The 12,632-nt window shown below is 73.4% G+C and carries 13 protein-coding genes; 8 read left to right on the top strand and 5 right to left on the bottom strand.

Annotation, left to right across the window (positions count from 1 at the left end):
• Positions 1 to 24: 24 nt before the first annotated feature.
• Positions 25 to 972, bottom strand: a complete 948-nt coding sequence (locus QUV83_RS14965) for a DUF3152 domain-containing protein (protein WP_289565716.1) — start codon at positions 970 to 972, stop codon at positions 25 to 27.
• An 87-nt stretch (positions 973 to 1,059) separates the two neighbouring features.
• Here QUV83_RS14965 and QUV83_RS14960 point away from each other — a divergent pair, with 87 nt between their 5' ends.
• Positions 1,060 to 1,707: a TetR/AcrR family transcriptional regulator gene (locus QUV83_RS14960; RefSeq protein ID WP_289565714.1), complete on the top strand. Its 648-nt coding sequence runs from the start codon at positions 1,060 to 1,062 to the stop codon at positions 1,705 to 1,707.
• A 52-nt stretch (positions 1,708 to 1,759) separates the two neighbouring features.
• On the top strand, positions 1,760 to 1,984 hold the full coding sequence (locus QUV83_RS14955; protein WP_289565712.1) for a DUF3107 domain-containing protein: 225 nt from the start codon (positions 1,760 to 1,762) through the stop codon (positions 1,982 to 1,984).
• 114 nt (positions 1,985 to 2,098) lie between these two features.
• Here QUV83_RS14955 and QUV83_RS14950 read toward each other — a convergent pair whose 3' ends face one another.
• On the bottom strand, positions 2,099 to 2,776 hold the full coding sequence (locus tag QUV83_RS14950; RefSeq protein WP_289565711.1) for a ferritin-like fold-containing protein: 678 nt from the start codon (positions 2,774 to 2,776) through the stop codon (positions 2,099 to 2,101).
• Positions 2,777 to 2,998: 222 nt separating this feature from the next.
• Here QUV83_RS14950 and QUV83_RS14945 point away from each other — a divergent pair, with 222 nt between their 5' ends.
• Positions 2,999 to 4,711, top strand: coding sequence for a DEAD/DEAH box helicase (locus tag QUV83_RS14945; RefSeq protein WP_289565710.1), 1,713 nt, complete (start codon positions 2,999 to 3,001; stop codon positions 4,709 to 4,711).
• A gap of 76 nt (positions 4,712 to 4,787) precedes the next feature.
• On the opposite strand, the gene QUV83_RS14940 is transcribed toward QUV83_RS14945, so the two are convergent.
• Both QUV83_RS14940 and QUV83_RS14935 read right to left on the bottom strand, forming a co-directional pair.
• Complete coding sequence (locus QUV83_RS14940) at positions 4,788 to 5,411, bottom strand: MarC family protein (protein ID WP_289565709.1); 624 nt, start codon at positions 5,409 to 5,411, stop codon at positions 4,788 to 4,790.
• Positions 5,408 to 6,250, bottom strand: coding sequence for a PHP domain-containing protein (locus tag QUV83_RS14935; RefSeq protein WP_289565708.1), 843 nt, complete (start codon positions 6,248 to 6,250; stop codon positions 5,408 to 5,410). Before QUV83_RS14935 ends, QUV83_RS14940 begins: the two co-directional genes overlap by 4 nt.
• A gap of 74 nt (positions 6,251 to 6,324) precedes the next feature.
• On the opposite strand from QUV83_RS14935, the gene QUV83_RS14930 reads away from it, so the two are divergent.
• A complete protein-coding gene (locus QUV83_RS14930) occupies positions 6,325 to 7,857 on the top strand; it encodes an aminopeptidase P family protein (protein WP_289565706.1) in 1,533 nt (510 codons plus the stop codon).
• Positions 7,858 to 7,912: 55 nt separating this feature from the next.
• Here QUV83_RS14930 and QUV83_RS14925 read toward each other — a convergent pair whose 3' ends face one another.
• Complete coding sequence (locus tag QUV83_RS14925; RefSeq protein WP_289565704.1) at positions 7,913 to 8,572, bottom strand: general stress protein; 660 nt, start codon at positions 8,570 to 8,572, stop codon at positions 7,913 to 7,915.
• A 143-nt stretch (positions 8,573 to 8,715) separates the two neighbouring features.
• Here QUV83_RS14925 and QUV83_RS14920 point away from each other — a divergent pair, with 143 nt between their 5' ends.
• The 4 genes from QUV83_RS14920 to QUV83_RS14905 all read left to right on the top strand — a co-directional run.
• Positions 8,716 to 10,026, top strand: a complete 1,311-nt coding sequence (locus QUV83_RS14920; RefSeq protein WP_289565702.1) for a magnesium transporter MgtE N-terminal domain-containing protein — start codon at positions 8,716 to 8,718, stop codon at positions 10,024 to 10,026.
• Positions 10,019 to 10,597, top strand: a complete 579-nt coding sequence (locus tag QUV83_RS14915; RefSeq protein ID WP_289565700.1) for a DUF1003 domain-containing protein — start codon at positions 10,019 to 10,021, stop codon at positions 10,595 to 10,597. The genes QUV83_RS14920 and QUV83_RS14915 overlap by 8 nt, the downstream gene beginning before the upstream one ends.
• Positions 10,598 to 10,646: 49 nt before the next feature.
• Complete coding sequence (locus tag QUV83_RS14910) at positions 10,647 to 11,816, top strand: Mrp/NBP35 family ATP-binding protein (protein WP_289565698.1); 1,170 nt, start codon at positions 10,647 to 10,649, stop codon at positions 11,814 to 11,816.
• A 58-nt stretch (positions 11,817 to 11,874) separates the two neighbouring features.
• Positions 11,875 to 12,632: DeoR/GlpR family DNA-binding transcription regulator (locus QUV83_RS14905; RefSeq protein WP_289565696.1), on the top strand; the 758-nt coding region annotated here is incomplete at its 3' end.

Genomic DNA, 12,632 nt, shown 5'->3' with positions numbered 1-12,632 from the left:
GGGGCCGCACGCGGCTCGGCACGCCTAGACGTCCTGTGCGGGCCACGGGTTGGGCTTGCACGGCGCCATCGAGCCGGTCTGCTGCTGCATGAGCGGGGCGAGCTCGCCGGCGCCGCCGCAGTACTCATGCCGATGCCCCAGCACGTGGCCCACCTCGTGGTTCACCAGGTACTGGCGGTAGCCGACCTTGTCGCCGGCCCACGCCTGCGAGCCGTCGACCCAGCGCAGGTAGTTCAGGACGGCGTGGCCCTTGATCCCGCAGGACACCTTGCCGACCGTCTCGAGGGGCGCGCACATCTGGTCGACGAGGGCAGGCGAGGCGAGGACGACCCGCAGGTCCGCGTCGCCGTCGGTGCGCGCGAAGCTGATCGTGCCGTCGGCGCCCCAGCCGCGCGGGTCGTTGAGCGTGCTCATCACGGTGTGCGCGAACAGCCCGAGGTCGACGTCCAGCCCGGCCTCGACCTCGATGCGGATGGTCTTGACCGCGCCTGGCCCAGGCGCCGCCTGCGAGCCGGGCACGACGACCAGCGAGCCGCCCGCCGAGCGGGGCACGTCGAGTGAGAGCAGCCCGGCGGCGATGTCCGTGTCGGCGAGCCCCAGGTTGGGCTGCGGCAGCGCCACGGCGCCCTCGCCGAGCACCTCCTCGGCGACGAGCGCCTCCCCCTCGTCGGCGATCGCCGCCACGTCCTCCGCGGCCATCCCGTCCACAGTCAGGTCGGCGCGCTCGTCGCCGCGCGAGGCGGACTTGTCGCGCACCAGGTCAGACCAGTCGGCGGCAGCGGGGACGGGCGCCTCCTGCGTCGGGCGGATCAGGTCCAGCCCTCCAGCGGGCCCGAGCCAACCGCCCAGCCCGCCGAGCATGAGGGCCACCCCTCCGACGGCGAACGCCGTGCGCCTGCGGCGGCGACGTGCGCGCGCGGCGGCGCGACGGGTCTGCGCCCGGCTCGTCCCGGACTCCACACGCGCGGCCATCGACCCATCCTCGCACCTCGGGAGGGGCCCCGTGGCTACGATCGACGAGTGATGGACGCCACCACCGGAAAGCCCCGGAATGCCCGGATGCCCCGCGACGCCCGCCGCGCCCAGGTGCTCCGCATCGCCCAGGGCCTCTTCGCGACGGAGGGGTACCACCACGTCTCGATGGATGACATCGCCGACCACGCCGAGGTCAGCAAGCCGGTCCTGTACCGCCACTTCCCGTCCAAGCTCGACCTGTACCTCGCCGTCGTGGACCAGCGCGGCGAGGACCTGCTGGCCGCCGTCGAGTTGGCCGTCGCTCCCGTGGTCAGCGGGCCGGTGCGCCCCGGCGAGGGCCGCACGGTGGTCGCCGACATCGTGCGGGCCTACGTCGACTTCGTGGAGGTGGCCGGCGAGTCGTCCTCCTTGCTCTTCGAGTCGGACGTCACCCGCGACGCCGGGGTGCGCGAGCACGTCGAGCGCGTGACGTCCGAGGCGGCACGGCGCATCGCCGAGGTGCTGGTCGACGTCACAGGGGTGCCGGCCGCGAGCGCCGCGATGCTGGCCGCGTCCATGATCGCCATGACGCAGGCCGCCGCGACCCACCGCTACCGCTCCCCGGACGGGCCCGGGCCCGCTGAGGCCGCCGATCTGATCTCACGGCTCGCGTGGGGCGGGGTGGCCGGGCTCATCCGAAGCGACTTCGAGTACGAGGACCGACCTAGGATGGTGGACGGTCCCACTGCCTGACCGGCCAGGGCACCCACGGCGGACCGACCAGAGCTGCGAGGAGACGTTGTCAGTGGACATCACGATCGGTGTACAGAACCAGACGCGCGAGCTGGTGCTCGAGTCCGACCAGAGCGCCGACGAGGTCGCCGCCCTGGTCACGGAGGCCCTCGCCGGCAAGCCGGCGCTGGAGCTGCTCGACTCCCGCGGCCGTCGCGTCATCATCCCGACGTCGTCGATCGGGTACGTGGAGATCGGCTCGGAGGCCAAGGGGCGCGTGGGCTTCGGCAACATCTGAAACGCGATCTGACCTAGCGCGCGACGGGCGCGGCACGCCGGTGGGAACACCCGCGCGCCGCGCCCGTCGCCCGTCTAGCCCGGGCCGCGCGTCGTGCCCGGGGAGCGTCCTCGCTCAGGCGGTGAGGCCCAGCCGTCCCATCCGCCGCGTGTGCTGCGCCGTGAGCTCGCCGAAGAGCTTGGCCGACGCGTCAGCCTCCGCGGACCCCTGCTCGACGAGCCGCACCAGGCCCGGGCGTGAGACCAGCAGGGCCTGCACGACCCCGAGCGCCTCGCCGACGAGCCGCCGCCCCCACAGCGCGAGCCGGGACACCAGCACCTCGTCGTCGGATCCCGCGGCGCCCAGGGCGGCGACGGCCAGCTCCGCGTGCTCGGAGTCGCGGAGCAGCTCCACGACGAGCTCGCGGGACTCGGCGTCCAGCCCGGCCGCGGCGATGCGGCAGAAGTCGTCAGCCACGCCGTAGCCCACATAAGTCGTGAGCAGCCGCTCCCACCAGGAGCTGGGCGCGGTGCGGGCATCGAAGTCGTCGAGGACGCCGTCGAACTGGGCGACCGCCTGGAGGGGGTCGCCGCCGAGCTCGGCGATCCGGCCCAGCACCCGGTCGCGGCGTGTCACCGCCGCCGCGGCGAGCCGGCTGAGCCGCAGGCGCTGCTCCAGGTCGGGGGCGGCGGCGGAGTCGGCGGCCAGCCGCGCGAAGGACTGCAGCTCGAACTGCGCCACGAGGCCGAGCAGGTCGATCGTGTCCGCGCCGGGTTCGACCTGGTGGGCGTCCATGCGCAGCGTCGGAGTCATCGGAGGATCTTATCTCCGCGCTGAGCCGCGTCCGATAGGATGGCCCAGTACATCGGTTGCCCGGTCGTCTCGACCGCCTCGCGCCGGCAGCGCCTTGGCGCCCCGCGCGACTGAACCTTCACGATCGGCTGCCGGCCAACTCGCGTGGCGATGCCCGCTCCCGACGGCGACGAGCCTCGGGAAGCGTGCGGCTTGCCACCCCAGCAGTGAAGAGTCACACATATGACCACCACCGAGCCGGAGATCGCCGGCGCTGCGGCGGCTGACCCCAGCCACGCCAGCGTGCAGGCCACCGACCCGTCCTTCGCGGACTTCGACGTCCGCCCCGAGATCGTCGCGGCGCTCGCGGCGTCCGGGATCACCCACCCCTTCCCGATCCAGGCGATGACGCTGCCGGTCGCGCTGTCGGGCCACGACATCATCGGCCAGGCGAAGACCGGCACCGGCAAGACGCTGGGCTTCGGCGTCCCACTGCTGCACCGCGTCGTGGCTCCGGGCGAGCCGGGCTACGACGAGCTGCCCGCGCCGGGCAAGCCGCAGGCCCTCGTCGTGGTGCCCACCCGTGAGCTCGCCGTGCAGGTGGCCGGCGACCTGCAGACCGCGTCGTCGCTGCGCTCGGTGCGCATCGTGCAGCTCTACGGCGGCCGCGCCTACGAGCCGCAGGTCGACGCGTTGAAGAACGGCGTCGAGGTCGTCGTCGGCACCCCGGGCCGCATGATCGACCTGCTCAACCAGGGCTACCTCGACCTGTCCCGCGTGCGCTGCGTCGTGCTCGACGAGGCCGACGAGATGCTCGACCTGGGCTTCCTGCCCGACGTCGAGAAGCTGTTGTCGCGCACGCCCGCCTCGCGCCACACCATGCTGTTCTCCGCGACCATGCCCGGCGCCGTCGTCGCGATGGCCCGCCGCTACATGACGCAGCCGACGCACATCCGCGCGAACGACCCGGATGACGGCGGCCAGACCGTCAAGAACATCAAGCAGGTCGTCTACCGCGCGCACGCGCTCGACAAGGTCGAGGTGCTCGCGCGGCTGCTGCAGGCCGAGGGCCGTGGGCTGACCATCGTCTTCGCCCGCACCAAGCGCACCGCCGCCAAGGTGGCCGACGACCTGATCGAGCGCGGGTTCGCCGCCGGCGCGATCCACGGCGACCTGGGCCAGGGCGCCCGCGAGCAGGCGCTGCGCGCGTTCCGCAACGGCAAGGTCGACGTGCTGGTCGCCACCGACGTCGCCGCGCGCGGCATCGACGTGGACGACGTGACGCACGTCGTCAACTACCAGTGCCCCGAGGACGAGAAGACGTACCTGCACCGCACCGGCCGCACCGGCCGCGCGGGGCACAAGGGCACCGCCGTGACGTTCGTCGACTGGGACGACGTGCCGCGCTGGGGCCTGATCAACAAGGCGCTGGACCTGGGCATCCCGGAGCCCGTCGAGACGTACTCCAGCTCCCCGCACCTGTACACGGACCTGGGCATCCCCGAGGGCACCAAGGGCCGCCTGCCGCGCTCGGCGCGCACGCGTGCCGGGCTCGACGCCGAGGTGCTCGAGGACCTCGGCGAGACGGGCAAGCGCACCGGGCGCCCCGCGCGCACGGGTGGTGCTGACGACCGCGGACGGTCTGAGCGCGGCTCGGGTCGCGGCGAGTCCGGCCGCACGGGCGGTCGCGCTGGCGGCGCTGGTGGCGAGGGCCGCACGCGGGGTCCGCGTTCCGACGACTCGGCGCCTGCCGACGGCGAGGGCCGCACGCGTCAGCGCCGGCGTCGCAGCGGCGGCTCCACGGAGTCCGCTGCCGCCACCGCCCCCACCACCGAGGCTCCCGCCGCCGAGGCGGGCACGTCAGCCCCGGCCGCGCCCGCAGAGGGCGGCGCCCGGCGCCCGCGCCGTCGCACCCGTCGTCGCCCGGACGGCGGCGCAGCGCCCGCGGCCGAGTGACCCGGAGCGCATGAGCGCATGACAAAGGCGAGCCGTCCTCGGACGGCTCGCCTTTGTCATGCTGCGAGGGGGCCGGCTAGGCGTTCTGCACGAACGCGATGACCGCGTCCGCCACGAGCTGCACGGCGATGGCCGCGAGCAGCAGGCCCGCGATCCGCGAGATGAGGATCGTGCCGGAGTCACCGAGCACGCGGTGCACGACGTTCGCGAACCGCATCGCCAGGAACAGGCACACGTGCACGGCGAGCAGCGCGAGGACGATCGACGTCCACGCCGCGGTGTCCCCGTCGCTGCCCTGCACGAACACCATCGTGGCGACGATGGCGCCCGGCCCGGCGAGCAGCGGGGTGCCGAGCGGCACGATCGCCGCGTTCACGCCCTTCGCGCCCGAGGGCTGCGGCTCCTCCATCTTCCCGGTGAGGAGCTCCATCGCCACGAGCAGCAGCAGCAGGCCGCCGGACGCCTGCAGCGCCGGCAGCGAGATGTGCATGTAGGACAGGAGCTGCTGGCCGAACACCGCGAAGCCGATGATCACGCCGAGCGCCACCAGCACCGCCTGGCGCGCCGCGCGATTGCGCTGGGCGCGCGTCGAGGTGCTGGTCAGCGCCAGGAAGATCGGCACGGCCCCGGGCGGGTCCATGATCACGAACAGGGTGATGAAGACCTCGCTGAACAGCCGAGGGTCGAAGAACTCGCTCACGGGCGCACCACCTCGATGTGTCCCTGCTCCTCGATGGCGTCGAGCACTGCCTCGGGGGTCATGTGCTCCCCGAGCCGGTTGAGCTTGCCGGCGCCGTGGTAGTCGCTGGACCCCGTGACGAGCATGCCCAGCCGCGCGGCGATGCCCAGCAGCCGCACTGCCTGCTCCTTGGAGTGGTCCCGGTGGCCGATCTCCATGCCCGCCAGGCCGGCCTCGGCCAGCTCGTCGAACACCTCGTCGGGCACGATCCGGCCACGGCCCGTGGCTCCGGGGTGGGCGAAGACGGGCACGCCGCCCGCCGCGCGGATCGCGCGCACCGCCACCACCGCGTCGGGCGCGTGGTGCGGGACGTAGTAACGGCTGTCCGCGGTGAGCAGGTCGGCGAAGGCGGCGTCGCGGCTCGGCACCACGCCGAGCGCCACGAGCGCGTCGGCGATGTGCGGGCGGCCCACGACGGTGTCGGGGCCGGACTGGGCGACGACGTGCTCCCAGGTCAGCGGGTAGTCCTCGGCGAGCAGCTCGACCATCTGCTGGGCGCGGCTGAGCCGGGCCGATCGAGTCTGCCCGATCTCGGCCATCAGGTCGGGGTGGGTGGGGTCGTGCAGGTAGGACAACAGGTGGACGCTCGTCCCGTGGGAGCGCGCCGAGATCTCGGCGCCGCGCACCAGGGCGATGCCGTGCTGTTGGGCGGCGGCTGCCGCCTCGTCCCAGCCGGAGGTCGTGTCGTGGTCGGTGAGGGCGACGACGTCAAGGCCTGCGCTGGTGGCTGCGGCGATGACGTCGGACGGGCTCTCGGTTCCGTCCGAGGCCGTGGAGTGGGTATGCAGATCGATGCGCACCGCACAACTTTAGTTGCCCGGGCTCGGGCCGCCCTGCCGACCGTCCTGTCAGGCACTGGTGCGAGGATGGGACCATGAGCGAGGACGTGACCCCCGAGACCGTGCCGTCGAGCGACCAGCCACTGGAGAGCCGCGGCGAGAACCGCTCCCAGCGCCCCTCCTCGGCGGCGTTCAAGGAGTTCATGGCCTCCGGATGGGGGCCCCGCCCGGGCGTGTCCACCGAGCCGGGCGCCGCCGTGCCGCACACGGCCGTGCGCCGTGAGCGGCTGGGCGCGCAGTTCCCCGGCCAGAGGCTCGTCATCCCCGCGGGCGCCTTCAAGGTCCGCTCGAACGACACCGACTACCGGTTCCGCCCGCACTCGGCGTTCGCGCACCTGACCGGCCTCGGGGTCGAGCAGGAGCCCGACGCGGTGCTCGTGCTGCACCCTGATGACGAGGCCGCGGGCGGCGCCACGCACCAGGCGGTGCTCTACGTGCGCCCGCCGGCCGGCCGCGACAGCGAGGAGTTCTTCTCCGACGCGCGTTACGGCGAGTTCTGGGTCGGCGCGCGGCCCACGTTCGCGGACTTGGAGACGCTCACGGGCATCCGCACCGCCCACCTCGACGACCTGCGCGACGCCCTCGCGAAGGATGTCGGCCCGGACGGCGTCCAGCTCGTCGCGGTCTCCGGTGTGGACGAGGCCGTCGACGCCGTCGTCGAGGAGATCCGCGCCGCCGAGGACGCGGGCGAGGCCGACGCGCGCCTGGCCGAGGCGTTGTCCGAGCTGCGGCTCGTGAAGGACGCCTACGAGGTCGAGCAGATGCGCGAGGCCGTCGCCACCACCATCGCCGGGTTCGAGAAGATCGTCTCCGAGCTGCCCGCCGCCGTGGCGCACCGGCGCGGCGAGCGCGTGATCGAGGGCACGTTCCTCGGGCACGCCCGCCTGGAGGGCAACTACGTCGGCTACGAGACGATCGCCGCCGCGGGCGACCACGCCACCACGCTGCACTGGACCGACAACGACGGCCAGGTGCGGCGCGGCGAGCTCGTGCTGATCGACGCGGGCGTGGAGGTCGACTCCCTGTACACCGCCGACATCACCCGCACCCTGCCGGTGGACGGCGTCTTCACCGACGTGCAGCGCCGCGTGTACCAGGCGGTGCTCGACGCCGCCGACGCCGCGTTCGCGGTGGCCGTCCCGGGCGCCAAGTTCCGCGACGTGCACGCCGCCGCGATGGAGGTCATCGCCGCCCGCCTGGGCGAGTGGGGCCTGCTGCCCGTCTCCGTCGAGGAGTCGCTCTCCCCCGAGGGCCAGCAGCACCGCCGCTGGATGGTGCACGGCACCAGCCACCACCTGGGCCTCGACGTGCACGACTGCGCGCTGGCCCGCCGCGAGCTGTACCTCGACGCGACCCTCGAGCCCGGCATGGTGTTCACCATCGAGCCCGGGCTGTACTTCAAGAGCGACGACCTGCTGGTCCCCGAGGAGTACCGCGGGATCGGGGTGCGCATCGAGGACGACGTGCTGGTCACCGCCGACGGGAACGAGAACCTCTCGGCTGCGCTGCCGCGCGACCCCGACGAGATCGAAGCGTGGATGGCGCGGATCTCCGGCCGCTCCGCCTGAGGGCGGGCTCGCCGCTGACGCCCGCCTGACCTGAGGGCGGGCGTCAGGCCGACGGCTACTGCGGGTTCGTGGGCGGGGCTGCGGGCGGGGACGTCGGCGGCTGCACCGGGGGCGCGGTGGGCGAGCCACTGGGCGGCTGCTGGGCCGGCGGTGTGGGGTAGGCGGCCGACGGGTCGGACGGCGGCTGGGCGGGGCTCGCCGGCGCTGGCCGGGCCGGCCAGCCGGACTGCACGCCGCCGATCTCCTGCAGCAGCGCGCGCGCCTTATGCGCGTGCTGGGCCGCGCACAGCACCGCGTACTGCGCGGCGACGATCTGCGAGGACGAGGTGAAGTCCCGCTTGCCGCCGGTGAACGCGTAGGTGATGACGGAGAACAGCACGCCGAACGCGGCGCCGATGAGGATCGCGGCGAGCAGCGGCGGAGTGGAGCCCGACCCGGACGAGAACCAGGTCAGCAGCAGGCCGACGAACAGCCCGAACCACATGCCGGACGCGAGCCCGGCGAGGGCGACGCGCGGGTAGGACAGCCGGCCGGTGACCCGCTCCACCATGCGCAGGTCCGTGCCGACGATCGTCACGTGCTGCACGGGGAACTGCTTGTCGGCCAGGTGGTCCACGGCGCGCTGGGCCTCGAGATAGGCGCCGTAGGACGCGACCAGCTCGCCCTGCGGCAGCGTCGGGGCCTGGGGCACACGGGTCTGACGGGTGAACGACATACTCCGATCCTCTCCCACGGCGCCCTAGCACGCCAGGATCAGCGCGCCCAGCGCCTCGACGGGCGCGCACGCCGCGGAGACCGCCCTCCCACCGGCGCCGCGTGTTGGGCGACGATCAAGGCCCAGCGTCTATCCTGACCAGCGTGAGCAGCGCAGGGACCCGGGTCTTCATCGCGCGCCTCGCCGGCACCACCGTCTTCGACCCCCTCGGTGACCAGGTCGGTCGAGTGCGCGATGTCGTCGCGCTCGTCCGGGAGAAGGGCGCGCCACGGGCGGTGGGCCTCGTGGTCGAGGTGCCGGGCCGTCGTCGCGTGTTCCTGCCGCTGACCCGTGTCACCGCCATCGACCCCGGCCAGGTGATCTCCACCGGCCTGGTGAACATGCGGCGCTTCGAGCAGCGCCCCTCCGAGACGCTCGTGGTCGGCGAGCTGCTGGACCGCACGGTGACGTTCAAGGACGGCTCCGGCACGGGCACCATCGAGGATGTCGCGATGGAGCGCCAGCGCGACGGCGACTGGCGGGTCACGCAGCTCTTCGTGCGCCGCGCCTCCCCCACGACGGGCCTGCTGCGCCGGCGCGGGGAGACGGTGCTGGTGCCCGTCGACTCGGTGACCGGCCTGTCCGCCGCCGATGTGGCCCAAGGCGCCGCCTTGATGCTCGCCCGTTATGACGACCTCAAGCCCGCCGACCTCGCCGACGTGCTGCACGACCTGGCGACGACGCGGCGGATGGAGGTCGCCTCCGCGCTGGACAACGAGCGCCTGGCCGACGTCCTCGAGGAGCTGCCCGAGGACGACCAGGTCGCGATCCTGTCCGGCCTGGAGCGGACCCGCGCCGCGGACGTGCTCGAGGCGATGCAGCCCGACGACGCCGCCGACCTGCTGGGCGGCCTGCCGGATGCGCAGCAGGCCGAGCTGCTCGCACTGATGGAGCCCGAGGAGGCCCGCGACGTGCGGCGCCTGCTCGCCTATGAGGAGAACACCGCGGGCGGCATGATGACCACCGAGCCGGTGATCCTCGGCCCGGAGACGCCTGTGGCCGCCGCGCTCGCGCATGTGCGCCGCCAGGACCTGGCGCCCGCGCTGGCCTCGATGGTCTTCGTCGTGCGCCCGCCGTTGGAGACCCCCACGGGGCGGTTCATCGGCGTGGTGCACCTGCAGCGCATGCTGCGCGATCCCCCACACGAGGCGATCGGCGCGCTCGTGGACACGGACATCGAGGCCGTGTCCGCCGACGCGCCGCTGCTGCACGTGACCCGGCTCCTCGCGACGTACAACCTGCTCGCGCTGCCGGTGGTGGACTCCGAGCGCCGCCTGCTGGGCGCGGTGAGCGTCGACGACGTGCTGGACCACCTGCTGCCCGAGGACTGGCGCGAGACGGACGACGAGCACGTGCCGACGCCGCCGAGTGGGACGCGGGCGGCTGCCGCGCGGGATGTGGGGCGTCGTGGCTGACCGGCTCGACACCCCGAAGGTCGCCCGTCGCAGCCTGCTGCCCAAAGTCCGGCTCGACCAGGACGCCTTCGGCAAGGTCTCGGAGGGCATCGCCCGCTTCATGGGCACGCCGCGCTTCCTGGTGTGGCTGTCCTTGTTCTGCCTGGCCTGGATCGCGTGGAACACCTGGGCGCCCACGAGCGTGCAGTTCGACAAGGCGGCGCTCGGGTTCACCGCGCTGACCCTGATGCTGTCTTTGCAGGCGTCGTACGCGGCGCCGCTGATCCTGCTGGCGCAGAACCGGCAGACGGACCGCGACCGCGTGACGTTGGAGCAGGACCGGCAGCGCGCCGAGCGGAACCTCGCCGACACGGAGTACCTGGCGCGGGAGATGGCGGCGCTGCGCATCGCCCTGAACGAGGTCGCGACCCGCGACTTCGTGCGCTCCGAGCTGCGGAACCTGCTCGAGGAGCTGGCTGTGGAGCGCGAGGCGGAGCGGGCCGCAGAGCGGGCCGAGCGGGAGGCTGAGCACGCCGATCCGACGGACGGGCGGGACGTTCCGGACGACGCACGCCGCGACGGAGCCCCCTAGCGACCTTCGGCCCACCGGGCCCAGCCTGGGTCCGACCTACCATGGGTCCATGTCGTCGTCCTCCCTTGATCCTGCTGTCCTCGCCGAAGCCGTGCGGGGCGCCCTCGTCGGGGTGCTGGACCCCGAGATCCGCAAGCCGATCACCGAGCTCGGGATGGTCCGCTCGGTCGACGTGACGCCTGGCGCCGCGACCGACGGCGGCCCGCTCGTGGTGGTGGGCATCGACCTGACGACTGCGGGCTGCCCGCTGAAGGCGACGCTGACCACCGATGTCACGGCGGCGGCGCGCACCGTCGAGGGCGTCACCGATGTGCGGGTCGACATGGGCGTCATGTCGAATGAGCAGCGGTCGGCGCTGCGCACGCTGCTGCGCGGCGACTCGGCGGAGCCGGTCATCCCGTTCGCGCAGCCGACGTCGCTGACCAAGGTGTACGCGATCGCGTCGGGCAAGGGCGGTGTCGGCAAGTCCTCGGTGACGGCGAACCTGGCGGTGGCGATGGCCGCCGACGGGCTGCGGGTCGGCGTGATCGACGCGGACATCTACGGCTTCTCGATCCCCCGCCTGCTGGGTGTCACGCAGCCGCCGACGAAGGTCGACGACATGTTGATGCCGCCGGTGGCCTTCGACGTGAAGGTCGTCTCGATCGGCATGTTCGTGCCGGCGGGGCAGCCGGTGGTGTGGCGTGGCCCGATGCTGCACCGTGCGCTGCAGCAGTTCCTCGCGGACGTGTTCTGGGGCGACCTGGACGTGCTGCTGCTCGACCTGCCGCCCGGCACGGGCGACATCGCGATCTCCGTGGCGCAGTTGCTGCCCTCCTCGGAGGTCGTGGTGGTGACGACTCCGCAGGTCGCGGCGGCCGAGGTCGCGGAGCGCGCGGGCTCGGTGGCGCAGCAGACCCGCCAGAACGTGGTGGGCGTCGTGGAGAACATGTCCTGGCTCGAGCAGCCGGACGGCTCCCGGCTCGAGCTGTTCGGCGCCGGTGGCGGCGCCCGGGTGGCGGAGAACCTCACCCGGACGAATGGCGCCGAGGTCCCGCTGCTGGGCCAGGTGCCGCTGGACGTGACGCTGCGTGAGGACGGGGACTCCGGCACGCCGGTGGTCCTGGCCCACCCCGACTCCCCCGCGGCCGTGGCGCTGCGCGGGGTGGCGCGGACGCTGGCCTCGCGATCGCGTGGGCTCGCGGGCCGCTCGCTCGGCCTGACTCCCGCGGGGCGCTGACGTCGCCGAACAGCAACCGGTTGTTGGTTGTTGTTCGGAAATGGTGAATACTGTTCGGATGCTGGCCTCCCTTCGCCAGGAGCGCATCCTGGCAGCGGTCCACGCGCACGGCGCCGTGCGCGTGGCCGACCTCGTCGACGAGCTCGGCGTCTCCGACATGACGGTCCGCCGCGACATCGCCGAACTCGCCCAAGCCGGGCTGGTCCGGCGGGTGCACGGCGGCGCCGTCGGCGTCGAGACCCTCCACCGGTCCGCCGACGAGCCCGGCTTCGAGGCGAAGCGCGGCTGGGCGGCAGCCGAGAAGGCCGCCGTCGCCCGGCTCGCCGCGAGCCTGATCGAGCCCGGGCAGTCGGTGGCGCTGTCCGCGGGCACCACCACGCACCTGCTGGCCCGGGAGATCGCCGCCGCGACAGCGCTGCGGCCCCTCACCGTCGTCACCAACTCGCTGCCCGTCGCGGAGGCCCTGCACTCCGCGACCTCGCCCGCCGGACTCGACGTGATCCTCACGGGTGGCGTGCGCACGCCGTCCGACGCGCTCGTCGGCCCGGTGGCCGACAACTCGCTGTCGCGCCTGCGCGTGGACACCGCCTACCTCGGGGTGCATGGCCTCGACCAGGACGGCCTCACGACCCCCAACCTGCTCGAGGCCGCCACCAACCAGGCCCTGCTTGCCTGCGCGACGCAGCTCACGGTGCTCGCCGACCACACCAAGTGGGGCGTGGTGGGCCTGGCCCGGATCGCCGCCCTCGACGAGGTCGACGTCCTGGTGACCGACTCGGGCCTGCCCGACGACGCCCGGCGCGCCCTGACCTCGCA

It is taken from the genome of Cellulomonas cellasea, assembly GCF_030372105.1.
Lineage (GTDB): Bacteria > Actinomycetota > Actinomycetes > Actinomycetales > Cellulomonadaceae > Cellulomonas_A > Cellulomonas_A cellasea_A.
The sequence above is the reverse complement of the archived record's forward strand: the minus strand, read 5'-3'. Positions and strand labels throughout refer to the sequence as shown.